This window comes from Rhizobium mulingense, assembly GCF_029194105.1.
GTDB classification, from domain to species: Bacteria; Pseudomonadota; Alphaproteobacteria; order Rhizobiales; family Rhizobiaceae; genus Rhizobium; species Rhizobium mulingense.
The window spans coordinates 60,268-86,225 of record NZ_JARFVE010000013.1 but is presented as its reverse complement, the minus strand read 5'-3'; the positions used below and the strand labels follow the sequence as shown (position 1 = coordinate 86,225).

Annotated in this window: 20 protein-coding genes and 1 pseudogene; 6 read left to right on the top strand and 15 right to left on the bottom strand. The window is 61.0% G+C overall.

The window, feature by feature from the left end; genetic code table 11:
* Positions 1–24 precede the first annotated feature (24 nt).
* Positions 25–1,908 carry a HAMP domain-containing methyl-accepting chemotaxis protein gene (locus PYR71_RS25095; RefSeq protein WP_275621295.1) on the bottom strand — a complete coding sequence of 628 codons (1,884 nt, stop codon included), beginning with the start codon at positions 1,906–1,908 and terminating at the stop codon, positions 25–27.
* 202 nt (positions 1,909–2,110) lie between these two features.
* Here PYR71_RS25095 and PYR71_RS31085 point away from each other — a divergent pair.
* A pseudogene (locus tag PYR71_RS31085) lies at positions 2,111–2,243 on the top strand (DUF4272 domain-containing protein); the annotation flags it as partial.
* Positions 2,244–2,442: 199 nt separating this feature from the next.
* Positions 2,443–3,486, top strand: coding sequence for a magnesium and cobalt transport protein CorA (locus PYR71_RS25090; RefSeq protein WP_275621294.1), 1,044 nt, complete (start codon positions 2,443–2,445; stop codon positions 3,484–3,486).
* Here PYR71_RS25090 and PYR71_RS25085 read toward each other — a convergent pair whose 3' ends face one another.
* The 4 genes from PYR71_RS25085 to mazE all read right to left on the bottom strand — a co-directional run bounded on the left by PYR71_RS25085 (position 3,487) and on the right by mazE (position 5,958).
* The gene (locus PYR71_RS25085) at positions 3,487–4,260 is read right to left on the bottom strand and encodes a phosphotransferase enzyme family protein (RefSeq protein ID WP_275621293.1); all 774 of its coding nucleotides are present in this window, start codon (positions 4,258–4,260) and stop codon (positions 3,487–3,489) included.
* Between the two features lie 23 nt (positions 4,261–4,283).
* A complete protein-coding gene (locus tag PYR71_RS25080) occupies positions 4,284–5,165 on the bottom strand; it encodes an MBL fold metallo-hydrolase (RefSeq protein ID WP_275621292.1) in 882 nt (293 codons plus the stop codon).
* Between the two features lie 98 nt (positions 5,166–5,263).
* Entirely contained in the window at positions 5,264–5,623 is a 360-nt protein-coding gene (gene mazF, locus PYR71_RS25075; RefSeq protein WP_275621291.1) for a type II toxin-antitoxin system toxin MazF, read from the bottom strand.
* Positions 5,623–5,958, bottom strand: a complete 336-nt coding sequence (gene mazE, locus PYR71_RS25070; protein WP_275621290.1) for a type II toxin-antitoxin system antitoxin MazE — start codon at positions 5,956–5,958, stop codon at positions 5,623–5,625. Before mazE ends, mazF begins: the two co-directional genes overlap by 1 nt.
* Before the next feature lie 170 nt (positions 5,959–6,128).
* On the opposite strand from mazE, the gene PYR71_RS25065 reads away from it, so the two are divergent.
* Genes PYR71_RS25065 through glgB form a run of 3 tightly spaced genes read left to right on the top strand, consistent with a single transcriptional unit; the run spans position 6,129 to position 14,845 of the window.
* The gene (locus PYR71_RS25065) at positions 6,129–9,356 is read left to right on the top strand and encodes an alpha-1,4-glucan--maltose-1-phosphate maltosyltransferase (protein ID WP_275621289.1); all 3,228 of its coding nucleotides are present in this window, start codon (positions 6,129–6,131) and stop codon (positions 9,354–9,356) included.
* Complete coding sequence (gene treS / locus PYR71_RS25060; RefSeq protein WP_275621288.1) at positions 9,357–12,638, top strand: maltose alpha-D-glucosyltransferase; 3,282 nt, start codon at positions 9,357–9,359, stop codon at positions 12,636–12,638.
* On the top strand, positions 12,635–14,845 hold the full coding sequence (glgB, locus tag PYR71_RS25055) for a 1,4-alpha-glucan branching protein GlgB (protein ID WP_275621287.1): 2,211 nt from the start codon (positions 12,635–12,637) through the stop codon (positions 14,843–14,845). Before treS ends, glgB begins: the two co-directional genes overlap by 4 nt.
* Positions 14,846–14,851: 6 nt before the next feature.
* Here glgB and PYR71_RS25050 read toward each other — a convergent pair whose 3' ends face one another.
* Entirely contained in the window at positions 14,852–16,480 is a 1,629-nt protein-coding gene (locus tag PYR71_RS25050) for a thiamine pyrophosphate-dependent enzyme (RefSeq protein ID WP_275621286.1), read from the bottom strand.
* Positions 16,481–16,513: 33 nt separating this feature from the next.
* Positions 16,514–17,692: an amino acid aminotransferase gene (locus PYR71_RS25045; protein ID WP_275621285.1), complete on the bottom strand. Its 1,179-nt coding sequence runs from the start codon at positions 17,690–17,692 to the stop codon at positions 16,514–16,516.
* 151 nt (positions 17,693–17,843) lie between these two features.
* On the opposite strand from PYR71_RS25045, the gene PYR71_RS25040 reads away from it, so the two are divergent.
* Positions 17,844–18,311: an Lrp/AsnC family transcriptional regulator gene (locus tag PYR71_RS25040; RefSeq protein WP_183934714.1), complete on the top strand. Its 468-nt coding sequence runs from the start codon at positions 17,844–17,846 to the stop codon at positions 18,309–18,311.
* Between the two features lie 18 nt (positions 18,312–18,329).
* Here the strand turns inward: PYR71_RS25040 and PYR71_RS25035 are convergent, their stop codons facing one another.
* The 8 genes from PYR71_RS25035 to PYR71_RS25000 form a co-directional block, all read right to left on the bottom strand.
* Positions 18,330–19,091, bottom strand: coding sequence for an ABC transporter ATP-binding protein (locus tag PYR71_RS25035; protein WP_275621284.1), 762 nt, complete (start codon positions 19,089–19,091; stop codon positions 18,330–18,332).
* On the bottom strand, positions 19,088–20,128 hold the full coding sequence (locus PYR71_RS25030) for a FecCD family ABC transporter permease (protein WP_275621283.1): 1,041 nt from the start codon (positions 20,126–20,128) through the stop codon (positions 19,088–19,090). The genes PYR71_RS25035 and PYR71_RS25030 overlap by 4 nt, the downstream gene beginning before the upstream one ends.
* Positions 20,125–21,150 carry an ABC transporter substrate-binding protein gene (locus tag PYR71_RS25025; protein WP_275621282.1) on the bottom strand — a complete coding sequence of 342 codons (1,026 nt, stop codon included), beginning with the start codon at positions 21,148–21,150 and terminating at the stop codon, positions 20,125–20,127. Before PYR71_RS25025 ends, PYR71_RS25030 begins: the two co-directional genes overlap by 4 nt.
* 155 nt (positions 21,151–21,305) lie before the next feature.
* Positions 21,306–22,151 carry a metal ABC transporter permease gene (locus PYR71_RS25020; RefSeq protein WP_275621281.1) on the bottom strand — a complete coding sequence of 282 codons (846 nt, stop codon included), beginning with the start codon at positions 22,149–22,151 and terminating at the stop codon, positions 21,306–21,308.
* Positions 22,148–23,005 (bottom strand): metal ABC transporter permease, encoded by an 858-nt coding sequence (locus tag PYR71_RS25015; RefSeq protein WP_416340315.1) that lies wholly within the window; start codon positions 23,003–23,005, stop codon positions 22,148–22,150. Before PYR71_RS25015 ends, PYR71_RS25020 begins: the two co-directional genes overlap by 4 nt.
* Positions 23,005–23,904, bottom strand: coding sequence for a manganese/iron ABC transporter ATP-binding protein (locus PYR71_RS25010; RefSeq protein WP_275621280.1), 900 nt, complete (start codon positions 23,902–23,904; stop codon positions 23,005–23,007). Before PYR71_RS25010 ends, PYR71_RS25015 begins: the two co-directional genes overlap by 1 nt.
* Positions 23,901–24,818, bottom strand: a complete 918-nt coding sequence (locus PYR71_RS25005) for a metal ABC transporter substrate-binding protein (RefSeq protein ID WP_275621377.1) — start codon at positions 24,816–24,818, stop codon at positions 23,901–23,903. The genes PYR71_RS25010 and PYR71_RS25005 overlap by 4 nt, the downstream gene beginning before the upstream one ends.
* A 274-nt stretch (positions 24,819–25,092) precedes the next feature.
* Entirely contained in the window at positions 25,093–25,956 is an 864-nt protein-coding gene (locus PYR71_RS25000) for an alpha/beta fold hydrolase (protein ID WP_275621279.1), read from the bottom strand.
* Positions 25,957–25,958 lie beyond the last annotated feature (2 nt).

The window sequence follows — 25,958 nt, the reverse complement described above, 5'->3', positions numbered from 1 at the left end:
CAGGGGTCTGTCATTCGCCCCTGTTCAGCGACGTGCCGCGACCGTATGGATGGCGGCGCGGGCTGTCGGCTGCGACATCGTCCTCGCTGTCGAGCGAAGAGCTGCCGACTGGCCGTAGGCCGCATCGTAGAGCCTGAACTGGCTGATCAGCTCGCGAAGCTTCTGGGCTTCCTGCGCGAGCGAGTCGGATGCCGCGGTCGACTGTTCCACCATCGCTGCGTTCTGTTGTGTGGTCCGGTCCATCTGATTGACCGCGACGTTGACTTCGCTCAATCCGATCGACTGCTCTTTCGCAGACGTGGCGATCGAATCCATATGGTGATTGATCTGAGTGATGAAGCCGCCGATGGTCTTCAAGGCCTGGCCAGTATCGCGCACCAGCCTGACGCCGCTTTCCACCTCCTTCGAGGAGTTCTGGATCAGGCCCTTGATTTCCTTGGCAGCGCCCGCGGAGCGCTGTGCGAGTTCGCGCACTTCCTGGGCAACGACGGCAAAACCCTTGCCGGCCTCACCGGCTCTCGCCGCCTCGACGCCGGCATTCAGGGCCAGCAGGTTGGTCTGGAATGCGATTTCGTCGATGACGCTGATAATGTTGGAAATCTGCTGCGACGAGGTCTCGATGCGTTCCATCGCTTCCTCTGCATGGGAGACGACTTCTGCGGAGATCCCGGCGCTGCGATTTGCCTCGGTGGCGACCGTGCGCGTCTCCTCGGTCCGCTTGCTGGAATTCGACACGTTGGCGGTGATCTCTTCCAGGGCGGCGGCCGTCTCCTCGAGCGAGGCGGCCTGCTGCTCCGTGCGCTTGGAAAGATCGCTCGCACCGGAAGAAATTTCCCGCGTGCCTTCGTCGATCGTGCCGATGCTTTCGGAAATTGCTCTCAGCGTCGCGCCCAGTTGCGTTACCGACTGGTTGAAGTCGTGGCGCAGCGCCTCGAAGTCGGGAGCGAAGGCCTCGTTGAGCTGGAAGGCGAGGTCGCCCGCGGCGAGCCGTTTCAAACCGGCGGCAAGACCCGAGGTGGCAATGCGCAGCCGCTCCGAAGCGTCTTCTTCCGCCTGTTTTTGGGCGGCAGCGCGCTCGGCCTCCGCCTTGTTGCGGTTTTCTTCGGCTTCCAGCGCCAGTCGCTTGTTCGTGATCGCCGCTTGGCGGAAGACCTCTACTGCCGCAGCCATCGAGCCAACCTCATCGGCGCGGTCGGCAAAGGGGATTTCCGAGCCAGTGTCGCCCTCGGCCAGGCGCCGCATCGAGACGGTGATGCCGGTGATCGGGTTGGCGATGCTCTTTAGCACGAAGGCGACGGCGCCGAGAACGAGCAATCCCGCAAAACCGATCGCGGCAAGAAGGTAGAATTCTATCGAGGCGAAGGTTTCCTTGCTGAGTTCGGCAGCCTCGTTGCTGCCGCTGACATCCAGCTCGACGAGGCTCGTCGTCGCTTCCTTCAGCTTGTCCGAGTAGGACCGCATCCCCGCGCCTAGGTATTGCCCGGCTTCCTCGGTCTTGTTGGCGCGCGAAAGGGCGAGCAATTGCGAGCTGCTGGCGATATAGCCCTCAACGCTCTCCTTGATCGTCTTGATCAGTTCGCGCTCGTGGTCTGAAGAAGCAAGCGGAAGATACGCGTCCACCGATTTGCGAATGGCATTCTCGGCGACGGCAATGGACTCTTCGCGCGTCTTTTTCTCAGCCTCGGTCTGCGCGATGACGTGATCGCGGTAGGCGAGGCGCAAATTCGTCATGTTGAGATTGATCGCCTGCGAAGCCTGCACGCTCGGCAGCCAGCGGGTCGCGATCTCCTCGGTGGAACCGTTGGTATTTCGAAGACCATCGACGGCGAGATAAGCGACAAGACCAAAAAGCAGGGCGATGCCGCTGAAGATCAACAGCAAACTCGATTTTATGTTTGGACGACGCATTAAAGTCCCCATCGAACGGTCCCGGCGTCATACCGGCTTCACGTGATCCCATTGTAACGAAAAAAATTTAACGATGTGTTCCGGGAGGTAACAAGGCCGTTTACCAATTTTCCGGAAACTCGCCGCCCCTTGCGTGTTCATGAGCCCGCTCAGACAGAAAAATGCCTATCGATAGTGGGTAAGGGATGACAGGAACCAGTTCATGATGAAGCGCATATTTTCAGTTCTTCTGCATTGATACTTCCGGTACAGGCGGTCGTTTCCCAAACCCCGGACGAGGCGCAGGCCCGCAAAGCCCGGCTATTGCTCAGCTTCAGTCGGAAGGCGTGCCGACATCAGCAGATGATCGAGCCAGAGCGGCAGCATCCGCCGTGACTGGGACGATATTTCCACGGAGACTTGATGCCGTCCTGCGCCGAATCGGCTTCCATCGAGGCGGATGCATATTGGGCGAAATAGCATTATGATCGCACGACACGGATCGGCGAGGCCGGCCATGGCGAGGCTATGTCTGGAAATGGAGGACGGCAGGATTTGGAACGGTTGAAGAAGCCGGACGGTGTTCCTCCGCAGGCTGGCAGCGGCTCTGCATCGCCGCGGCATGAGCGGCGGGGCGTGGTAGCCGCCGCCGTATACCAGCACGGGCAGCGCATTCGCGACATCAGGATAGAAGAAGCCGGCGAATGGCGTAGCCGCGAGAATGCCATCGTCTGGATTGGCTTACATGAGCCGGATGAAGTGCTGCTGCACCAGGTGCAGGCAGAGTTCAATCTCCATCCGCTGGCGATCGAGGATGCGGCGCAGCCCCATCAGCGCCCGAAGCTGGAGATTTACGGGGATGCGATGTTTATCGTCGCCCGCACCGCCCATATGAAGGATGGCGAGATCATCTTCGGCGAAACGCATCTGTTCGTCGGCCGCGGCTATGTTGTCTCCGTTCGCCATGGAGAGTCCTCTTCCTACCTGGCGGTCAGGCAGCGATGCGAGGCAACGCCCGCCGCTCTTGCTCATGGCGAGAACTACATCCTTTATTCCATCCTCGATTTCATCGTCGACAACTACATGCCCGTCATCGAGGTCGTGCAGGAGGAGGTCGAGAAGCTCGAGGATCTGGTACTGCGCGAACAGTTGGAAAAATCCGACATCGAACGGCTTTACCTGTTGCGGCGCAAGCTCTTGCGGCTGCGCAACGCCGTGGTGCCGCTGGTGGATGTCTGCCGGCGATACGAGCACATCGACCTCCCCGGCATGGACCCGACGCTGCAGTCGCTGTTTCGCGATGTGACCGATCATGTGCGCCGGGTTCAGGAGGATATCGACGCGCTGCGCGAGGTGCTGGCCTTCGCCTTCGAGGCGAGCGTCATGATCGGCCAGACGGAACAGACCGCGATCGCCCGCAAGCTCGCCGCCTGGGCGGCGATCCTCGCCGTTCCGACCGCCATCGCCGGCATCTACGGCATGAATTTTGACGATATGCCGGAACTGAAATTCCAGTACGGCTATTTTGCAGTGCTCGGCGTCATCTGCGTCCTTTGCCTCAGCCTGTTCACCTTCTTCCGCAGGCGTAAGTGGCTTTAGTCAGGACAGCCCTTTCAAAAGCCGATTTCGGTGCATGCCGAGATAGCCGATGTCGTTCAGATAGAGGCGTGCGTCTCCCGCCGAGACATCCTCGGCAAAGCTCTCGTCTCCGGCTGCGGCACTCGCCACCATGAAGTCGACGAGGGCTTGAAGCCGCCTGCAGATCATATCCGGAAGCCGGCGCCGTTCTTCGACCGTCGCCCCATAGGCGGTGCAGAAGATTTCCGCCCGCCGCATCTGCTCGTCGAGGTCGAATGCAACAGCCGGATTGGCGGGATCGGAGAGGGGCGCCCAGCGATAGACCGCATAGGCGAGATCCCAGAGGCGCGGCGCGGGATGGGCAGTGTCGAAGTCGATGATCCCGACAGCCTCGTGATCTACGGTGGCGACGTTATAAGGCGCAAAGTCTGCATGGCAGACGATCTCCCGCGGCTCCTGCGGCGGCAGCATCCATGCCTTGATCTCACCATCCGATTCCAGAAAACCTTCGGAGGCCGAATGAAACTCGTGCAGAAGCCTCGCTGCCGATATCAGCATGCGCTCCGATCCGACAAGGGGATCGCTGAGGTCTTCGCAGACGCGCCCGGCGACGTAGCCGACGACTTCCTGGCCTTCGGCTGATATCGCGATGGGCTCCGGCGCCGCCCGGAAGCCTCTATTCCTGAGATGGCGCAAAAACCGATGCACCGTCGGCGTCCATGCGCCTGATGGTCTGATCACGCTATCGCCGTCGCGCCAGATCTGCCCGGTCCGCCCGCCCTCCAACAGCTTCACGTCCTGGTCTCCCTGTGCGACAGCTACGCGGATTTTCGCTTTTCGATATGAGCCTGAACCGCGGCGCCGAGATTTGTCTCATGGCAGTTCCGGTAGAACGCCAAAGTATCTGAAGGCATGTCGTCCGGAATGGCAACGAAGTCTTCCAGCCTGAAGCCGGTTTCACTGCCGAGTTGCGGATCCGTGAACTGGCCCTCGCTCATGGATCCGACACGATCGGCCAGGGTATCGAAATAGGCGAGGTTCTTATCGACTGTCGAAGGAGAGGACGTCCTGCCATGGGCGGGGATGACCAGCCTCGCATCAAGGTTGCGGATACGCTCGAGAGAGGAGCGGATCAGACGCAGATCATCAGCGCTTCTGCTCCAGACCTCAGGAATGGGATATTCCACCGCGTCGACGGCCAGGCAGATGCGCAATTCGGGAATCCAGACGGCGAGATGGTCGGGCGTATGTCCCGGCGTGTGAATGAGTTCGAGCGTCAGATCGCCGCCGTTCAGTACCATCGAGCCGGAGAAAGTGATGTCGGGGCCGATGAGCCGCACAGCGCCAAACCGCGATTCCTCGCCGGCTTTGTCCGTCAGGACCTGCTGTGTCTCGCGACCGCGCAGACGGTCGAGTGCTGCGGCATGCGCGATGATGGGAGCACGCCCTGCAATGGCGGCGTTCCCCCAGAAGTGATCCCAATCCATATGCGAATTGACGACGATCAGCGGGCGGGCCGCGGGTTTTTCCTCCAGCAGATCCAGCGCCCTCCGACACAGTTCGGGTGTACCGAGTGTATCGATCAGGACGTTGAACCTCTCGGTCCTGACAAACACGGCATCCACTTCGTCTCCGGCCCTGACGATTACGATCCGCTCGTCGAGTCCGGGATGCGAGTGCAATTCTATCGTTGGGTTCACGCTGATCGCCTTTGCAGTCGCACTGAATTTGCCGAGTTCTGTGAATCTCCATCGAGCAACCGCCGCCGAATGACAGTTGATAGTCGCAGGCGACGCGATCACGCGGGTTCGATTATGCTGACCACCCTGGCGACGATTTCGTCAGTCGTGGGGATGTCCAACGTATCCACAAGCCGAGCGGTTTTAAGTCTTACGCGCTCCATGATGTCGAGAGCTCTGACTTGATTGCAGAGAGCGACCCCGGTCGTCTTGTGGCCTGAGATGTTCACAGCCAGTCCAGCCTTACGAGTAAACACTCCTCCCGTAATAATGGGGACGGTGAGGCACAGTCCCACGAGGTTGATCTCGCGAGGACTGATCACGACGCATCGATGTGCATCCTTCATTTCATTCCCGACAACCGGAATCAAGTCGACCAGAAAGACGTCGCCACGCTTCGGAACATTGCTGCGGACCATCAGGATGCTTCATTACCGACAGGCGGGCTGACGTTCCAGGCGGCAGCCTGCTTGTTCAGCTCAGACATCTCATCCGCCCCATCGAGGAGCTCCGCCAGCGTATATCTCTTCTTCGCTCGCGTTGGCGTTGCGACAAGCGCTCCATTGCTGACGACCAAGGTCAACTCCGAGCCGACTTCCACGCCGAGCATTTTCAACAGGGCGGGAGGAATGCTAAATACGGTCGCGCCGCCCTGACGGCGAATCTTTGCTGTGATGGTCATCGAAGCACCTCTGATTTGTGCTACAAAAATAGCACATTCATCGGCAACGACAAGGGCGTCGGAGTTTTCCATCTGCCAACGGCAACCATTGGACGTTCGATACGTTTTCCGCGTCACAGGAACATGCACCTCCCACCGTCATCGCGGCCTGCGAGTCTCATGCAGCCGTAAATTGACGGGTTGAGTGGAACAACCTCCGCCAAAGGAAGTTTGCCTGAAAAGAAAACGCGAGGCGGCGGCCGATGTTATTCTCTGTGAAGCAGGGTGCACTCAGCACCCCACCCCGGATCTATTACGTCAATCCGCTGCTCCTCCAGGGGGCCGATGCATGGCACGAGGTTTTCGACCATGCGGCGGATATCGGTTTCGACCATGTGCTGACGGCGCCCCTTTTTAACAGAGGCGGGGAATGCAGCGTCTTTTCCTCTCAAGACTTTGATCGCGTCGATCCTGAACTGCAGCTCGAAAGCGCGGTTGCGGATGGAGTGTCGCGGCTGGCTGAGGTCGCCGGCAAGAGCGGCGTCGGCTTGATGATGGACCTGATGCTCGACGGGAAAGCGCGGGACCGACAATCGGTGTATCGCCCCGTCGACCCCCGGCGCTCGCCGTTCGACCCGCCGGAGCCGATGACCACGATGGGGGCGGAGCAGCAGTCGCAGCTGCTGGTGGAATGGACCGATCGGCTGCAGCGCCTGTCCGACGCCGGCCTCTCAGGATATAGGGTGGTCGGGATCGATCGGGCGGCACCGGCCTTTTTCAAATCGCTGATTGCGGGCGTGCTAGAGAAGGCCGGGGTGCAATTCTTCGCCTGGACGCCCGGTACCGATTTTGCGGTGAGAAGCGCCATCGCCGATTCGGGTTTCGCGGGATGTTTTTCATCGATGGCCTGGTGGGATCTGGACGAGAGATGGTTCGTCGAGGAGCATCGTATCCAGGAGCCGCTCGGCTGGCAGATCGCCTTTCCCGAGCCGCCCTTCGCCAGGCGTGTCGCGCATGGGACCGAGAGCCGCGAAATCCTCGAGCGGCGCGCCGTCCGAGCGCTGCGGCTTGCCGCTTCGCTCGGCGGCGGCCTCATGGTTCCCATGGGTTTCGAATATGGTGCGGCAACGCCGCTTGATCCGACGCATGGCGATGGCTCGGGCTTGCGCAAGCTCCGTCATGATCTCACCTTCGACATCTCATCCGAGATCCGTCTCGCCAACAGCGAGATCGGCAAGGCCAGGAAGGCGCGGGCTCCGTCGCTTCGCCTGATCCGCAATGCCAGCGGGCCGGTTTCGGTGCTTGTCCAATCCGAGGCGCAGGATCTTCGCAGCGCGTCCGATGTGCGCTTCATCCTGCTCAATCGTGACCTCAGGCGAAGCGCGCCTGCGCCGGTAACCGCGCTTCGCGAGGCCGCCTCCGGTTTTCTTCCCATCGCCGCCGATGGCGCAGCCCTGCGCCTGCGGGCAGGCGAGACCCGGGTGATTGAAGGCAAGGCGCCGGAGCCGATCACATCCAGGCCTGCCCTTGAGGTCGAGCAGGCGACGGCGTCGGCGCGGATTGCCATCGAAAACATCATGCCGCGGGTTGATGACGGACGCTTTCCTGTCAAACGCGTGGTCGGCGAGAGCGTCACCGTCGAGGCGGATATATTCGCCGATGGTCACGACCCGCTCGCAGCCGTCCTGCTCTGGCGGCCGCATGACGCCATGGCGGAGTGGAACGAGACGCCGATGCAACTGGTCGAGAACGACCGCTGGCGGGCCGAATTCCTGCTGGAGCGCATGGGGCGCTACGAATTCGCGGTCGAGGCGTGGAAGAACCTGTTCGCGATCTTCCGTTACGAGCTGACCAAGAAGAACGATGCGAGACTTGACCTGAAGCTGGAGCTCCAGGAGGGATTAAACCTCGTTCACGCCGCGAAGGGGCAAGCGCCGGCAGCGCTCGGCGCCGGATTGCAGGCGCTGATCGACAGTCTCGAAAACGCTTCCGATCCCGAGCGCACGGCGATCCTGCTCGATCCAGAGACGTCCGAACTGATGAACAAGGCCGACAGGCGGCCGTTCCGGTTTCGCTCAACGGCAAGCGCTGTCGACGCCGAACGCAAGGAAGCGGCCTTCGCCAGCTGGTACCAGATCTTCCCGCGTTCGCAGAGCGGCGATCCCAACCGGCACGGCACCTTCGACGACGTCATTCCGAGACTGGCCGACATTCGCGGCATGGGCTTCGACGTGCTCTACTTCCCGCCCATTCACCCGATCGGCTCGACCAACCGCAAGGGGCGCAACAACAGCCTGAAGGCAGCACCCGGCGATCCCGGCAGCCCCTATGCCATCGGCTCGGAAGATGGCGGCCATGACGCCATCCATCCCGAGCTCGGCGATTTCGAGGATTTCGGCCGGCTGGTCGAGGAGGCGGGCCGGCATGGGCTGGAGATTGCGCTGGACCTCGCCATCCAGGCCTCGCCGGATCATCCCTGGCTGACTGAGCATCCCGGCTGGTTCGACTGGCGCCCCGACGGCACGATCAAATATGCCGAGAACCCGCCGAAGAAATACGAAGATATCGTCAATGTCGATTTCTACACGAAGGACGCCTTGCCTTCCCTATGGGTGGAGCTGAGGGATATCGTCCAGCTCTGGGTCGACCAGGGGGTCAAGCTGTTTCGCGTCGACAATCCGCACACCAAGCCTTTTCCGTTTTGGGAATGGCTGATCGGCGATATCAGGGCGCGCCACCCCGATGTCATCTTCCTGTCGGAAGCCTTCACCAGGCCGAAGGTGATGTACCGGCTGGCGAAGATCGGCTTCTCCCAGTCCTACACCTACTTCACCTGGCGCAACACCAAATGGGAACTCGAGCAATATATGCGCGAGCTGACCGAGACGGCGCCGAAGGAATTCTTTCGCCCGCATTTCTTCGTCAACACGCACGACATCAATCCGGATTTTCTGCAGAACGCGCCGCGCCCGGCATTCCTCATCCGCGCAGCACTTGCCGCCACCCTCTCGGGATTATGGGGTGTCTATAACGGTTTCGAACTCTGCGAGGGACGTCCCGACGCCAAGCGCAAGGAATATGCCGACAGCGAGAAATACGAAATCCGCGCCTGGGACTACGACCGGCCGGGCAACATCATTGCCGAAATCAGGATGCTCAACCGCATCCGGAACGAAAACATCGCGCTGCATTCGCATCTCGGGCTGACGCTGCTCCCCGCCTGGAATGACAACATCCTGTTCTTCGAAAAGGCGAGTCGTGCGCGCGATAACGTCTTGCTGATCGCGATCAACCTCGACCCCCATAATTTCCAGCAGAGCGACGTCGAACTGCCGCTCTGGAAGTGGTCGCTCGGGGACGGCGGCGCGCTCGACGCCGAGGATCTGGTTGGTGGGCATCGTTTCAGGTGGAACGGCAAGCGGCAGACGATCAGTCTCAATCCTCACATTCTGCCCTTTGCAATCTGGCGCGTTCGCGCAGCGGAGGCATGAATGGACACGTTGAAATCCGGTAACACCGAGCCGCTGCTCTGGTACAAGGATGCGATCATCTACCAGCTGCACATCAAATCGTTCTACGACGCCAATGGCGATGGCGTCGGCGATTTTGCCGGTCTGCACGCCAAACTCGATCATATCGCGGCGCTCGGCGTCAACGCCATCTGGCTCCTGCCTTTCTTTCCCTCGCCGCGCCGCGATGACGGCTATGACATCGCCGACTACGGCAATGTCAGCCCCGACTATGGGACTCTGGAGGATTTCAGGGCGTTCGTCGACGCCGCCCACCATAGGAATATCCGCGTCATTATTGAGCTCGTCATCAATCACACCTCCGACCAGCACCCCTGGTTCCAGCGCGCCCGCCAGGCGCCGGCGGGTTCACCCGAGCGCGACTTCTATGTCTGGTCGGATACCGATCAGAAGTTTCCGGAAACGCGCATTATTTTCCTCGATACAGAAAAGTCGAATTGGACATGGGATGCGGTGGCCGGCGCCTATTACTGGCATCGCTTCTATTCCCACCAGCCAGACCTCAACTTCGACAGCCCACTCGTCATGGACGAACTGCTGAAGGTGATGCGCTTCTGGCTGGAGACCGGCATTGACGGTTTCCGTCTTGACGCAATCCCCTATCTCGTAGAGCGCGAGGGGACGATCAACGAAAACCTGCCGGAAACCCATGGAATCCTCAAGCGCATCCGCGCCGCCCTCGACGCGACCCATCCCGGCGTGATGCTGCTTGCTGAGGCCAATCAGTGGCCGGAGGATACGCGCGAATATTTCGGCAACGGCGACGAATGCCATATGGCCTTCCACTTCCCGCTGATGCCGCGCATGTATATGGCGATCGCCAAGGAGGACCGGTTCCCGATCACCGATATACTGCGCCAGACGCCTGAGATTCCGGAGAATTGCCAGTGGGCGATCTTCCTTCGCAACCACGACGAGCTGACGCTGGAAATGGTGACCGACGCCGAGCGCGACTATCTCTGGGAGACCTATGCTTCCGACAAGCGCGCCCGCATCAATCTCGGCATCCGGCGGCGGCTGGCGCCGTTGATGGAGCGTGATCGCCGGCGCATCGAGCTGATGAACGCCCTTCTTCTGTCGATGCCTGGAACGCCTGTCATCTATTATGGCGACGAGATCGGCATGGGTGACAACATCTATCTCGGCGACCGGGATGGGGTGAGGACGCCGATGCAATGGTCGCCTGATCGTAATGGCGGTTTCTCGCGTACCGATCCGGCCCGCTTGGTCCTGCCGCTGATCGCCGACCCGCTCTACGGTTTCGAGGCAGTCAACGTCGAAGCACAGAGCACCGACGCGCATTCGCTGCTCAACTGGACGCGCAAGATGCTGGCGCTGCGCGGCCGCCATCCTGCCTTCGGGCGCGGCTCTCTGCGTTTCCTCTCGCCGGAGAACCGCAAGATCCTCGCTTATCTCAGGGAATATGACGGCGAGACGCTGATGTGCGTCACCAATCTCTCCCGGCTCCCACAGGCGGTCGAACTCGACCTTTCGGCTTTCGAGGGGCGCGTGCCGATCGAGCTGACCGGCATGTCGCCTTTTCCGCCGATCGGGCAGCTGACCTATCTCTTGACCTTGCCGCCCTACGGCTTCTTCTGGTTCCAGCTGGAGGCCGATGCCGATCCGCCCGCATGGCGCACGGCGCCGCCCGAACAGTTGCCCGACCTCGTGACGATGGTCATTCGCCGCGGCCTGCTCGATCTCGTCGACGAGCCCGCGCATATGCGCATGCTAAGCAACGAAATCCTGCCTGCCTATCTCTCGCGGCGGCGGTGGTTCGGGGCGAAGGACCAGCCGCTTCAGGCGGCGCGGCTGATCTCCGCGACGCCGATCCCCTTTGTCGACGGTGTCGTTCTCGGCGAATTGGAAGCGGTGCTGCCCGACCATACCGAATTCTATCAACTGCCGCTGACAGTCGCATGGGACGATGCCCATCCCTCGGCGCTGACCCAACAGCTGGCGCTCGGGCGGGTTCGCCAGGGCAGGCGGGTCGGCTTTCTGACGGATGGATTTGCCGTGGAGCCGATGGCGCGCGGTATCCTGCGTGGGCTCGCCGACCGCTCGCGCACCACCGGGCGCACGGGCACGCTGGAATTTCTCGGCACCGAGCGGCTTGATCGGCTGCAGGTCACCGATGACATGCCGGTGCATTGGCTATCGGCTGAGCAATCCAACAGTTCGCTTATCGTCGGCGATATCGCCATGATCAAGTTGATCCGGCACATCTTCCCGGGTATCCACCCCGAGGTGGAGATGACGCGATTCCTCACCCGGGCCGGCTATGACCACACTGCGCCGCTGCTCGGCGAGGTCGCGCATACGGATTCCAGCGGGCGCCGCTCGACCCTGATCATCGTCCAGGGCGCGATCCGCAATCAGGGCGACGCCTGGAACTGGATGCTGAACAATCTGCGCCGCGCGGCCGACGAATTCGTGCTGAATGACCCGGCAATTGAGCCAGACGATGAGGTCTTCCAGCCACTAATCAGCTTCGTCGGAATGGTTGGAATGAGATTGGGCGAGTTGCATGTTGTGCTCGCCGGAGAGAATGCGAACGAAGCTTTCAGCCCTGTCGTTGCTGGGGACGACGAGGTTGCAGCAATCAAGAAGGCCGTCGCGGGAGAAGTGGCCTATGCGATGTCGAAGCTTGCAGAACGCGAGGATAATGCCGATCCCGGGGTAGATCTGCTGGCCGCACCGCTCATAGAGCGCCGTACCGAACTCGTCGAGCTCGGCGCAAGCCTGGCGAAGAGCGCCCGCGGCACGTTGATGACGCGCACCCATGGCGACTTTCATCTCGGACAGATCCTGGTCAGCGAGGGAGATGCGGTCATCATCGACTTCGAAGGCGAACCCGCGAAAAATCTTGCCGAGCGTCGAGCTAAGACGGTTCCACTGCGCGACGTCGCCGGGTTTTTGCGGTCGTTAAGTTATTTGGTCGCCACGGCTCAACTCGAGAACGACGCGGTCACCGAACATGAAAACGAGGTCCGCCGCTATGCCATCGCCCGTTTCGGGCAAAATGCCGAGACAGCCTTTCTCGATGCCTATTGGCAGGCGGTCTCGGCCTCGAAGGCGCTTACCATGCCGGATGAACAACGCAGGCGGGTGCTCGACGCTTTTCTCCTGGAGAAGGCCGCCTATGAAATCACCTATGAAGCCCGCAACAGGCCGAAGTGGCTACCGATCCCGCTCGCCGGGCTTACGGAAATCGTATCGCGCTTAGCGGGGGTTAATGCATGAATGTTGAACGCTCGGAACTTCTCGCAGGCATCGGACACGATGCGCTTTGGGCCCTGATCGAGGGTCGCCATGGCGATCCCTTCTCGATCCTCGGTCCGCACGAGATCGGCGGCATGACTGTGGTGCGCGTCTATTTGCCAGGAGCAGAGGCGGTCGATCTCATCGACGCATCGAGCGGCAGGGTGGTGACGCCATTCAGCGTCGCTCACCCCTCCGGCCTGTTTGCGGCGGCCACGGCCTCGAGAATGGGGTACCGGTTGCGGATCCACTGGCCGGATGGAGAGCAGATCACCGAGGACCCATATAGCTTCGGTCTCCTGCTCGGAGAGCTCGATCTTCACCTGATATCCGAAGGCACACATTACAGCCTGAGCCGGACGCTCGGAGCAGTGGCCATGTCGGTCGATGGTGTCGCGGGCGTTCGTTTCGCTGTTTGGGCCCCGAATGCGCGCCGAGTCTCGGTGGTCGGCGATTTCAATGCCTGGGACGGACGACGAAACCCGATGCGGCTGAGACAGTCGGGCGGTGTCTGGGAGTTGTTCATTCCGAGGCTTGCTTCGGGCGAACGATACAAGTTCGAGATTATCGACGCGCATGGCAATTGCCTGCCGCAGAAAGCCGATCCGGTGGCGAGAGCCAGCGAAGCCGCTCCGTCCACCGCCTCGATCGTCGCGTCTTCGACGCCGTTTCGATGGACCGATGATACCTGGATGAGAGGCCGGTCCAGGCAGGAAAGGCTGGAGGGCGCGATTTCCGTTTACGAGGTGCATGCCGGCTCCTGGCTGCGCGAGCAGAAGGACGGCAACAGGTCGCTCGACTGGGTCGAGCTCAGCCAGCGGCTCGTTCCTTATGCGCGCGAGATGGGTTTTACCCATATCGAGCTGCTTCCGATTATGGAGCATCCCTTCGGCGGCTCCTGGGGCTACCAGCCGCTCGGCCTGTTCGCTCCGACCGGCCGCTACGGCACGCCTGAAGATTTCGCCTATTTCGTCGATCGCTGCCACGGCGCCGGGATCGGCGTCATCCTCGATTGGGTGCCGGCGCATTTTCCGACCGATGTCTGGGGTCTTGCTCGCTTCGATGGCACCGCGCTCTACGAACACGAGGATTCGCGCGAGGGCTTTCACCGCGACTGGAACACCCTGATCTACAATCTCGGCCGCAACGAGGTGAAGGGCTTCCTGATTGCCAGCGCGCTCGAATGGCTCGAGCGCTACCATGTCGATGGACTGCGCGTCGATGCCGTCGCCTCGATGCTCTACCGCGATTACAGCCGCAAGGAGGGAGAGTGGATTCCCAACCGTTACGGCGGCCGCGAGAACCTGGAAGCGGTGGAGTTCTTCAAGCATCTGAACAGCATCATTCACGAGCGCTGCCCGCATGCGATGACCATTGCCGAGGAATCGACGGCCTGGCCGGGCGTCACCAAGCCGCCGGCAGAGGGCGGGCTTGGCTTCGATATCAAATGGAACATGGGCTGGATGCATGATAGCCTGAGTTACATCGAGAAAGATCCGGTTTATCGCAGCTACCATCATGGCACGATGACCTTCGGCATGATCTATGCCTATTCCGAGCGTTTCATGCTGCCGATTTCCCATGACGAGGTGGTCTACGGCAAAGGCTCGCTGCTGACGAAAATGCCGGGCGATGAGTGGCAGAAATTCGCCAATTTGCGCAGCTATCTCGCCTTCATGTGGGGGCATCCAGGCAAGAAGCTGCTGTTCATGGGGGGCGAAGTTGCCCAGCCGGGCGAATGGAACCATGACGCCTCAGTGAATTGGGACGTACTGGACCGACCGGCGCATATGGGCATCCAGCGTCTGGTGAAGGATCTGAATGGCCTCTACGGCGACGAGGCGGCACTTCAGTTCGGCGATTTTCATCCCGAGGGTTTCGAATGGGCAACTGCCGACGACAGCGTCAACTCCGTTCTCGGTATGCTGCGTTATGCCCCTGACCGTTCTTCCTCGGTCCTCGTCGTCTCGAATTTCACGCCGGTGCCGCGCTACGGCTACAGGATCGGCGTGCCCCACGATGGCGTATGGATCGAGCGGATAACGACGGATGCGCGGGAGTATGGCGGCTCCGGTCTCGTCAACGGCGCAGTTTCGAGTGAACCCATCCCCGCCCACGGCCGGCCCGTCTCCCTGTCACTGACGCTGCCGCCGCTGGCGACGGTCTTTCTCAAAGGACCGTCGCCCTGACAGGCTTCATTCGGCGTGCGGAGCCGGATGAATGAAAGGCCAGGGGCTGGCTTCGGATCCTTTTTCGATCGGAACCTCGATAAGCACGGGCTCATTGAGCGAGAGCGCCTTTTCCAATACCTCACGCAATTCGCCGGGGCTCGTCGCCTTAAAGGATTTGACACCGAAGCTCTCGCCGAGGGCGACGAAATCCGGATTGGTGAGGTCCGAGCCGAGATAGCGGCCTTCGTAAGTCTGCTTCTGATCGCGCAGCACATTGCCATAGGCGGAATTGTTGAAGACGATGGCGACGACGGCGATCTTGTGCTGGACAGCTGTGGCAAGCTCCTGAACGCCGAACATGAAGCCGCCGTCACCGGAAACGGAGATAACGGCCTTATCGGGATTGGCGACCTTCACGCCGAGCGCCGTGTTGAAGCCGAAACCGAGATTGTCCTGATAGCCGCATGTCACATATTGGCGCGGGCCATAGACCGGGAAGGCGAAGCGGGCGGTGAAGCCCATCTGGCTGATTTCCTCGACGAAGAAGCCGTCTCTCGGCAGGATTTCGCGGATGGAATCAAGATAAGCAAGCTGCGGCTGCACCGCATGAAAGCGAGACCTTGCGTCTGTATTGAGTTCGGCAAACTCGCCGGTGCGATCCTCACGTCTCGCGCCTGCCAGCGCATCGGTGAGCGCCCGCGTTCCATCGCTTGCATCCGCGACGATGCCGACATCGGGCTTGAGGCGGACCATCTCGGTCGGGTCGATATCGATGCGGATGATCTTGAGGCCCTTCGGCAGCCATTTCCATCGCATGAACTGCAACTCAAGCCGGCTACCGATCCCGATCAGCACATCGACCTTCTTCCAATATTCATAGGCGGCGACGAAATTGAGATAGTTCGGGTGGTCATCCGCGACGATGCCCTTGCCGGAGCGGTGGGAAGTGACAGGCGCCTGCAGCAGCTCGGCGAGCGCCGCGATCTCGCCTCCGGCATCGGTCGCGCCGCCGCCGACCATCACCATTGGATTCCGAGCGCCTGAAATCAGCGTCGCCGCTGCCGCGATCCGATCGGGATCGACGGCCGGATGAGCGGCTTTGGTGCCGAGCGGTCGATCGGTTTCCGGGCCGGTTTGCCCGAACACATCCCAAGGGGCTTCGACCGCTCCTGGACCCTGCCGCCCGGAGAGCATTTTGCTGACGACTTCTGACATGACGGGACCGGCTTCTGACTGATGGTTGATGCGCTCCGCAACCTTGGTAATCCCGCGCATCGTCGCGAGTTGGTCCGGCAGTTCGTGCAGCTGTCCTCTGCCTTGCCCGATCAGGTGCGACATGATGTTGCCGGTGACGCAGAGCACCGGCGCATTGGCACCGTATGCGGTGCAGAGAGCCGCGCCGGAATTGAGGACGCCCGGGCCGGGGACAACGGTATAGGCACCAATCCGGCCGGTAGACTTCGCATAGCCGTAGGCCATATAGCCGGCACCCTGTTCATGCCTTGTATGGATGAATCGAAGCTTGTCGCCGGCGCCGTAAAGAGCGTCATTGAAGTCATACATGTGGGCGCCCGGAATGCCGAAAACCGTGTCGATTCCATGGGCGATGAGCGAACGGGTGATCGCCTGGCCGGTCGTTTCTTTACTGCTCATTTGGAAATCCAATGACTTGAGTCGGTTATGTCACTATTGCTTCAGGCAACCTTCGGCTCGAAGTGCGGTGATGATGGCGCCGGCATCGGCCGGCTGCATGCCGGCAAGGTTCATGCGGCCGGAATCGGCCATGTAGATGCCATGCCTGGCGCGAAGCGCCGCCGCCGTCTCCCTCGACATGGCGAGATTGGAAAACAGGCCACGCTGCCGGCTGATGAAGGCGAGATCCGGCGCGGCGGCGGCGAGCGCTGCCCGATTGCCGTTGACGCGCTCGCACATTTCTTCGAGCTCGGCACGCCACATTGCCGACATTTCGGCGCTTTCGAGAATGGTCCGGACGATTGCGGCGCCGTGATCCGGCGGCATGGACCAGTTGACGCGGGCAAGGGCGGCCATGTTGCTTTCGGCTTTCCCAATGTCATCGGCAGTGCGCGCCATGGCATAGAGGGCGCCGACCCGCTCGCGGTAGAGGCCGAAATTCTTGTCGCAGGAATAGGCGATCAGTGCTTCGTCGACGGTCTCCAGGATCATGCGTGTCGGTGCGGCATCGTGTTCGAGACCGTCGCCGAGCCCCTGGTAGGCAAGATCGATGAAGGGCATTAGCTTCCGCGCAACGAGGAGCTCGGCAATCTGCCGCCACTCTTCCGTGGTGAAATCGATGCCGGTCGGATTGTGGCAGCAGCCGTGAAGAAGCACGACATCGCCCGGGTCGGCAGAAGATAGAGCCTCGATCACGCTTTCGAATTTCACCTGCTGCGAGGTGAGGTCGAGAAAGGGATATTCCTTTACTGCCAGTCGCGCTGAACCGAAAATCGGGGCGTGGTTGGGCCAACTCGGCGTGCCCAGCAGGACCTTCGCCGTTGGATTTGCCGTCTGGATGAGCTCCGCGCCGAGACGCAGCGCGCCGCTGCCGCCCGGTGTTTGAATGCCGACAAGACGCTGACCGAAAGTCGGCGATTTCCCGAAAACGATTGGCTGCAGCAGGCGCACGAACTGCAGATCGCCTTCGGGGCCCAGATATTTCTTGCTGTCCTGCGTTTCCAGAAGAAACTGTTCCGCTGCTTTGACGGCCCGCATGACAGGCGTGCGGCCCATCGCGTCACGATAGACGCCAACGCCGAGGTCGATCTTTCCAGCGCGTTCATCGGCCTGGAAGGCCTTGATCAGGGCGAGCAGGCTGTCAGCCGGCCGGTTCTTCAGTTCTTCAAACATATAGGTCCACCTCCGTTCTATACTCTGCTTGGAGATTAACTGAGTTTGGCGGCGAATTTCTGCGATCCTCTCCCTGTTCAAGCATTTATATGCAGACATTCCGCGCCGCGCGGCTATATTATGCAGAAATTCCCCTCAACACGGGTGAGTCATGCTTGATCAGTTCGATATCAAATTGCTCGCGGCGCTTCAGCAAAACAGCGAGATGACACAGGGCGAGCTGTCACAGAAGGTCAATCTCTCCGCCACCCAATGCGCACGCCGTTTGGAAAGGATGCGCAAAGAGCAATATATCCAGAGCGTCGTGGCCATTCTCAACCCCGCGAAACTGGGTTTCAGCGTTGTCGCTCATACGCTTGTCAGCCTCAGAGCCCATACGGAGGGAGGAAACGAGCGGCTCCATCGCTTCATCGAAACCGCGCCGGAAATCCTGGAATGCTATTCGCAGACCGGCGACGCCGATTTTCTGATGAAGGTCATGACGCGCGACCTCGACCATCTCAGCCAGTTTCTCGAAAGAATGATCCGGGTCACCGACAATCTGGCCTCGGTCAAGTCGAGCATCGTCCTGAAGACGATCAAGAAGACCACCGCTTTGCCGTTGCAGATCGTGACGTGAGGGCGGCTTCAGCCGCTCTCATCTGAGATAATGGATGTGAGGACGTGAATGATGGGGCGAGGCTTCGATGCGGGCCTCGACGGAAAAGACGTCGCGCAGAAGCTTTTCGCTCAGCACGTCCTCAGGCGCGCCGCAGGCGACGATCCTGCCTTGCTGCATGATAACAAGCTCATCGCAGAACATGGCGGCGTGGTTGAGATCGTGCAGGGCGACGATGCTGGTGATCGGCAGGCCGGAGACGAGCCGCATCAGGCCGATCTGGTGCTGGATATCGAGATGGTTTGTCGGTTCGTCGAGGATCAGCTCCTGCGGCGACTGGGCGAGCGCCCTGGCGATATGGGCGCGCTGCTTTTCGCCGCCCGACAGGCTCTGCCAACGGTCGTCGCGTTTCTCCGCCATGCCGGCGCGGGCGAGCGCCGCTTCGACCGCCTCTTCGTCGGACCTGGTCCAGCCGGAAAACATGGAGCGGTGCGGGAAGCGGCCGAGCTTGACGACATCGACGACCTTCAGATTGGCGTTGGTCGTGGCATGCTGCTCGACGAAGGCGATGCGCCGGGCGATCGAGCGGCGGCTGATCTTGCCGATATCTTTGCGGTCGAGCGTGACACGGCCGGAATGCGGCCGCCTCAGGCCGGCGAGAAGCCGCAGCAGTGAGGTCTTGCCGGAGCCGTTCGGCCCGAGCAGTCCGAGCATCCGGCCAGGTTGAGCCTCCATGGAAACGCCGTCCAGAATGGTCTTCCTGCCAATTTTCCAGGTGAGGTTGTCGGCCTTGATGCTCATGACGCGCGCTGAAACCGATAAAGGATGATCGAGAAGAAGGGAACGCCGACCAAGGCGGTGACGACGCCGATCGGCAAGATCTGGCCGGGAATGAGGGCGCGGGCGGCGATATCGGCGAACACCATGAAGATCGCCCCTGCAATGGCGCAGGCCGGCAGGAGGCGGATATGAAGCGGCCCGACGATGAAGCGGGCGACATGCGGCACGACAAGCCCAACGAAGCCGATCGAGCCGACCATGCTGACGATAGTCGCCGTCATCATCGCGGTCAGCGCGAAGAGAGCCATTCGCGCGCGGCCGACATTGACGCCGAGCGAGGAGGCGGCTTCGTCGCCGAAAGCGAAGGCGTCGAGCACGCGGGCGTAGAACAGGCAGGCGGCGAGACCGATGCCGACAACGATCGAGACCAACGCGAATTCCGGCCAGCGCACGCCGCCGAAACTGCCGAGCAGCCAGAACATGACGTCGCGGGCCTGCTGCGCATTGGCCGAGGTGGTGACGATATAGGAAGTCGAAGCGTTGAAGAGCTGCGATGCGGCGACACCGGCGAGGATGGTGCGGTCCGCGCCTCCGCGCGTGCCGTTCGAGAGCAGCGCCACGAAGAAGAAAGCTGCAAAGGCGCCGGCAAAGGCGCCGGCAGACAGCGACACCGCGCCGGCACCGAGCCCCAGGATGACGATCGCGACGGCGCCGGTGGAAGCCCCGGCGGAGATGCCGAGCACATAGGGTTCGGCAAGCGGGTTGCGCAGCAGCGACTGCATGATGGCGCCCGAAAGCGCCAGCCCGGCGCCGCAGAAGGCGGCGACAAGCGCTCGGCTCAGCCGATAATCCCAGATGACGGTCTCGTGGATGCGGTTCAACTCGACCGCGGTCCAGCCGAGCCGGTTGGTGACGGCGGAGAATGTGGTCGCAAGCGGAATCGGCAGATCGCCAATTCCAACGCTGACGCCGATGGCGACAGCGATGAGGCAGAGGGAAGCCACAAGCAGTGCGGTGACTGCTCCCAGCTGCCGGAAGAGACGGCCTGCCTCGGTCACTTCAGCAGACCGAGGGCCTTCAGCTGCTCGGCCACCTGTTCGGCGCCGTAGATCGTGCGGATGGTCGGGTTCATCGCCTGGCCGTCCATGACGACCAGCGCCTTGTTCTTGACGGCAGGGATCTGGCTGACGGCGGGATCGGTGTTCAGGAACTTGATCTTTGCCTCCGGCTTGTCGAGCTCCCAGCGGTTGCGGTCGAGGCTGGCGACGACGATGACATCGGGATTGGAGGCGATGATGCCTTCCCAGCCGATGGTCGGCCATTCCGCTGCCGCGTCGATTGCATTACGTCCACCGAGCAGGTCGGCGATGAAGCTGGAGGCGCTGTTCTTGCCGCCGACATAGGCATCGGCCGACGGGCTGGGGCTGGAGAACCAGAAGACGTAGGACAGTTTCTGGCCGTCCTTCGCAACCCTTCCGCGCAGCTTGGCTTCACGCGCCTTGAAATCGGCGATCAGTGCCTGGCCGCGGTCGGCGACGTCGAAGATCTGCGAGAGCTCGTCGATCTCCTTGTAGAGAAGATCCATGTTCCACAGCTCGCCGCGGCTGCCGTACTGATCCTTGACGTCCTTGGTGCTGAGGCAGGTGCTCGGAGACAGATAGGTGGCGACGCCGACCTTGTCGAAATCCTCGCGCTTGGCGACCTTGCTATTCGGCCCGACCAGGCTCGGCAGCGCCGCCGCGACGAAATCGGGATTCTCGGCAAGCATCGATTCAAAGGTCGGCATTTCGACGGTCAGAAGCTTGACCTTGGCATTGGCCTCGGCGAGCTGCGGCAGCACCTTGCTCGGCCAGAAGGCGGTGCCGACCATCTTGTCCTGAAGGCCGAGCAGCAGCAGGATTTCCGCGCTGTTCTGGCCGAGGCCGATCGCCCGCTCGGGTGCCTTCTTGAACGTCACCTCTGCGCCGCAGTTTTCCAGCGTCAGCGGATAGGTGGTCGAACCCGCCAAAGACGGCGTTGCGGCAAGGCCGATCAGGGCGGAGAGGCCGCAGGCGGCCAGGAGCGATTTGAGGTTGGTCACGAAGAAATCCCCGGTGCGTGAGTTATGCGGCCGGGGTATAGCCACAGGAGCAGCCGGAAAACAAGACCGATTAAATCAACTTATCGCAAAAATCGACAGTACCGGACATGCGGCGGCGAAGGCTCTCCGTTCCGGAGGCAGGCGATCGTTCATCCTCAGCTTGGCTCTTGCGTTTCGATCCGTGCGGCCTTGCGCGTGGCATGGAGGAAGGCTCCAATAAAGGCGATCGCGAACAGAAGTACGATCGTCGGGGCCGGCGCGCTGTCGATAAAGAAGGAGAGATAGACGCCTGCAAAAGCCGTGATCACCGCGATTACGACCGAAAAAGCGAGCATCGTACTGAAGCGGCGCGTCAGCAGATAGGCGATGGAGCCTGGTGCAATCAGCAGCGAGATGGCGAGAATGATGCCGACCGACCGAAGCGCTGCCACTATCGTCAATGAAATCAGGCAGAGCAGGCCGTAGTGAAGCAGGTTCACCCTCAGCCCGACCGCTCTCGCCTGCGCCGGGTCGAACGCGTGCAGCAGCAGGTCACGCCACTTGATGGCGATGATGGCGGCCGTCAGCAGGGCAACGGCTCCCGTTTCCACGATGTCGGGAAAGCCGATGCCGAGCATGTCGCCGAAGAGGATGTGATCGAGATGCACCTCGGACTGGATCTTTACATAGAGAACCAGACCGAACCCGAACATTCCCGAAAATACGATGCCCATCACCGTGTCCTGCTTGATGCGGCTGTTATTCTTGAGGAATCCGGTGGAAACCGCGCAGACCATCCCGGCCGCAAAGGCGCCGATCGCGAAAGGAAAGCCGGCGATATAGGCAATCACCACGCCCGGGAATACGGCATGGCTCATGGCGTCGCCCATCAACGCCCAGCCCTTGAGCACGAGAAAGCAGGAGAGCAGCGCTGTCGGGATGGCGATCAGCACCGAGATGATCAGGGCGTTGATCATAAAATCGAACTGGAACGGCACCAGCAAGGCGGCGAGACCGTTCATGGAGATGTCTCCAGCGCTTGAGCAGCCCTGCGCCGGCTCGCCAGCATTCCGTGCTTGGGCGCCAGGAAGAAGGCGGCAAGGAAGATCAACGTCTGGAAAACGATGATGATGCCGCCGGTCGCGCCGTCGAGGAAATAGCTCACATAGGCTCCGACGAAGCTGGTCGCTGCCCCGATCGCTACGGCGATGGTGAGCAGGCGCGGGAAACGATCCGTCAGCAGGTAAGCCGTCGCGCCCGGCGTCACCACCATACAGATGACGAGAAAGGCGCCGACTGTCTGGAGGGCCGCGACCGTCGAGGCCGACAGCAGCGTGAAAAACATGATCTTGAGCCGCGTTGGATTGAGCCCGATTGAGCGGGCGTGGGTCTCGTCGAAGAAGACGACCATCAGGTCCTTCCATTTCACCAGCAGGATGGCGAGCGAAACGAAGCCGATGATGGCCAGCTGCAACGTGTCCTCGGGCGTGATTGCCAGGATGTTGCCGAGCACGATCGTCTGGATGTTCACTGCAGTCAATCTCAGCGATACCATGAAGAGGCCAAGCCCGAAGAAGGAGGAGAAGATCAGACCGATGATGGCGTCTTCCTTCAGTTTGGTGCGCTGGTTGAGAAAGAGCATCGCCGCGGCGGCAAGGCAGCCGGAGAAGAATGCGCCGATCGAGAAGGGAAGTCCGATCATGTAGGCGCCGGCGACACCCGGCACGATGGAGTGCGAGAGTGCGTCCCCGATCAGCGACCAGCCCTTGAGCATCAGATAACAGGAGAGGAAGGCGCAGACACCGCCGACAAGAGCCGAGACCCACATGGCGTTCAGCATGTAGTCATAGGTAAAAGGTTCAAGAATGGCGGCCATCAGCCGTGGTCCCCGCTTCCGTCCGCCGGGGCAGGCGCGAGCAGCTTGCCCTCCCGCAGGACCAGCGGCCGCTCGTCGTCAGTGAGGATGCCGACGGGATATGGCTTGCCCCCGGAGCCACTCAACACGAGATGGCGAAGCACGCCGCCGAAGGTTTTCTCGAGGTTTTCCTGTGTAAAGGTCTCGTCTGTGGGTCCGTGGGCCAGTACCGTACCTTTGATCAGCACTGTGCGGTCGCAGAATTCCGGCACGCTGCCGAGATTGTGCGTCGAGACCAGCATCACCCTGCCATCGTCGCGTAGCGAGTGGAGCAATTTGACGATGGCCTCTTCGGTCTTGACATCGACACCGGTGAAGGGTTCGTCGAGCAGGATGACGCGACCGTCCTGCGCCAGCGCGCGAGCGAGGAAAACGCGTTTCTTCTGGCCGCCGGAAAGCTCGCCGATCTGGCGCTTGCGGAATTCGCTCATGTTGACGCGGGCGAGCGCCTTGGACACAGCGTCGTGGTCGGCCGCTTTCGGTATGCGCATCATCCCCATGTGGCCGTAGCGCCCCATCATGACGACGTCCTCGACCAGCACCGGAAAATTCCAGTCGACCTCTTCCGATTGCGGCACATAGGCGACGAGATTTTTCCGCAGCGCTTGTTCGACCGGCATGCCGAGCACCGAAATCTCGCCCTTGGCGAGGCGCACGAAGCCCATGATCGCCTTGAACAGGGTCGACTTGCCGGAACCGTTGACGCCGACAAGCGCGGTGATGGTGCCGGTCGGGGTCTGGAAGCTGGCGTCGCGCAGCGCCGTGTGGCCGTTGCGATAGGTGACCGTGGCATCCGTCACAGCAATGCCGGCCCCCGCATCCGAAGATGCGGGGAAAACAGGGGAATCGGTCGCGTTCATTGCGACAGGCCTTCGGAAAGGCCCTTGACGACGGTGTCGGAGGTGACGCGCAGCAGGTCGATATAGGTCGGCGTGGGGCCGTCGGCTTCGCTTAAGGAGTCGACATAGAGCACGCCGCCATAATGGGCGCCGGTTTCACGGGCGACCTGCCGGGCCGGCTTGTCCGACACCGTGCTCTCGCTGAACACGGCAGGAATCTTATTGGCCCTGACGGCATCGACGACTTTGCGGACCTGTTGCGGCGTGCCCTGCTGATCGGCATTGATCGGCCACAGATAGAGTTCCTTCAAGCCGAAGTCGCGCGCGAGATAAGAGAAGGCCCCTTCGCTCGATACAAGCCAGCGCTTGTCCTCGGGGATGGTACCCAGCTTCTGGCGGATCGGCGCAATGGTCGCCTCGATCTCCTTCTTGTAGGCCTCCGCATTGGCCTTGTAGACCTCCGCATTCTCAGGATCATATTTGACGAAGGCATCGCGGATGTTGTCGACATAAATGATCGCGTTCTTCGGCGACATCCAGGCATGCGGATTGGGTTTACCGCTATAGGGGCCTTCGCTGATGCCCATCGGCTCAACGCCTGTGGAGACCACGACGTCGGGAACATCTTTCAGGTTCCGGTAAAATTTCTGAAACCACAGCTCGAGATTGAGGCCGTTCGACAAGAGGATCTGGGCGCCCTGGGCCCGCTGGATATCACCCGGCGTCGGCTGATAGCCGTGGATCTCGGCCCCTGGCTTGGTGATCGATTCCACGATCGCGGCATCGCCGGCAACGCTCTTTGCCATGTCGGCAATGACGGTGAAGGTGGTTACCGCTTTCAGTTTTTCCTGCGCGGCAGCACCGCCTGCCAACAGGCTGAGCGCGGCGACGGCTACTACCCCGATTATGACTCTGCGTCTTATGCAACTCAGCATGAACTTTCCCTTCTTTGCTTCATCCATCCCTCACGATCCCGGCCCCCGAGACTGCCTGGTGTGTTCGTTGGGCAAAAAACGTTCAGCGCGACAGCCGGCAACGAATTACCCGATGAAAATGCGACGCATATGCAGTTGCCGCCGATCAGCCTCTTTAGTCTATTCTGCAATTGCGACTGAATTGCAACAAGGATTTTAGAAAAAAGGCGGACGAACTGTGATGCTAGCTCGGGGCAACCCCCGACGATATCAAGCCAATCGACAGGCGGGACCATTAACGGGCTTCAAGAAACGTCCGGATCGCCTGCGAGAGTGCAGACGGATTTTCCTCGGCCACATGGTGGCCGCTGTCTATCCCAAAACCTCGCACGTCATCGGCCCAGTTTCGCCAGATGAGGGTGGGGTCGCCATAGATCTGTTGCAGGTCGTCGCGCAACGACCAGAGGCATAGCGTGGGGCACGTCACTTTTCTGCCGGCATCGCGGTCCTCGCGGTCATGGAGATGATCGATGCTGAGACCGGCGCGATAGTCTTCGATCATACCATGGATGACAGCTGGAGTATGAATGACGTCGACGAGATCGTCATAAGCTTCCTTACCCATCAGCCCGGGCGAGAGCTTGTCGTACCATGCCAAGGGATCAGTTGAGATCGCTCGTTCAGGCTTTTCCGGCTGGGCGAAAAAGAACCAGTGGTACCAGTCCCGGGCAAATTTCCAGTCGGCGCGCTCGAGATGCTCGATAACAGGGAGGCTGTCGACGACGATGAGCTTGCGCACGCAGGCGGGCTGGTCCATCGCCATCCGGAACGCCGTCAGGCTTCCACGATCGTGGCCCACGACGAAGAAGCTTTCGTACCCCAATCGCCTCATCAGCTCAACGAGTGCGTGAGCCTTGGCGCGCTTGGAGGAATTGCTGCTATCGGGAGTGTCAGTTGGCTGGTAGGAGCGGCCGAAGCCTGGAAGATCGGGACAGACGACGGTGAAGTGCGGTGACAGCAATTCTGCCGTCCTGCCCCAGGTCATATGCGTGCGGGGATGCCCATGGAGGAGGAGAACGACGGGCCCCGAGCCTCCGTAGCGGACCCGCAGCGAACCTGGGCCGACGTCGACAATATCGAGGGCAAAGCCATTAAACATCG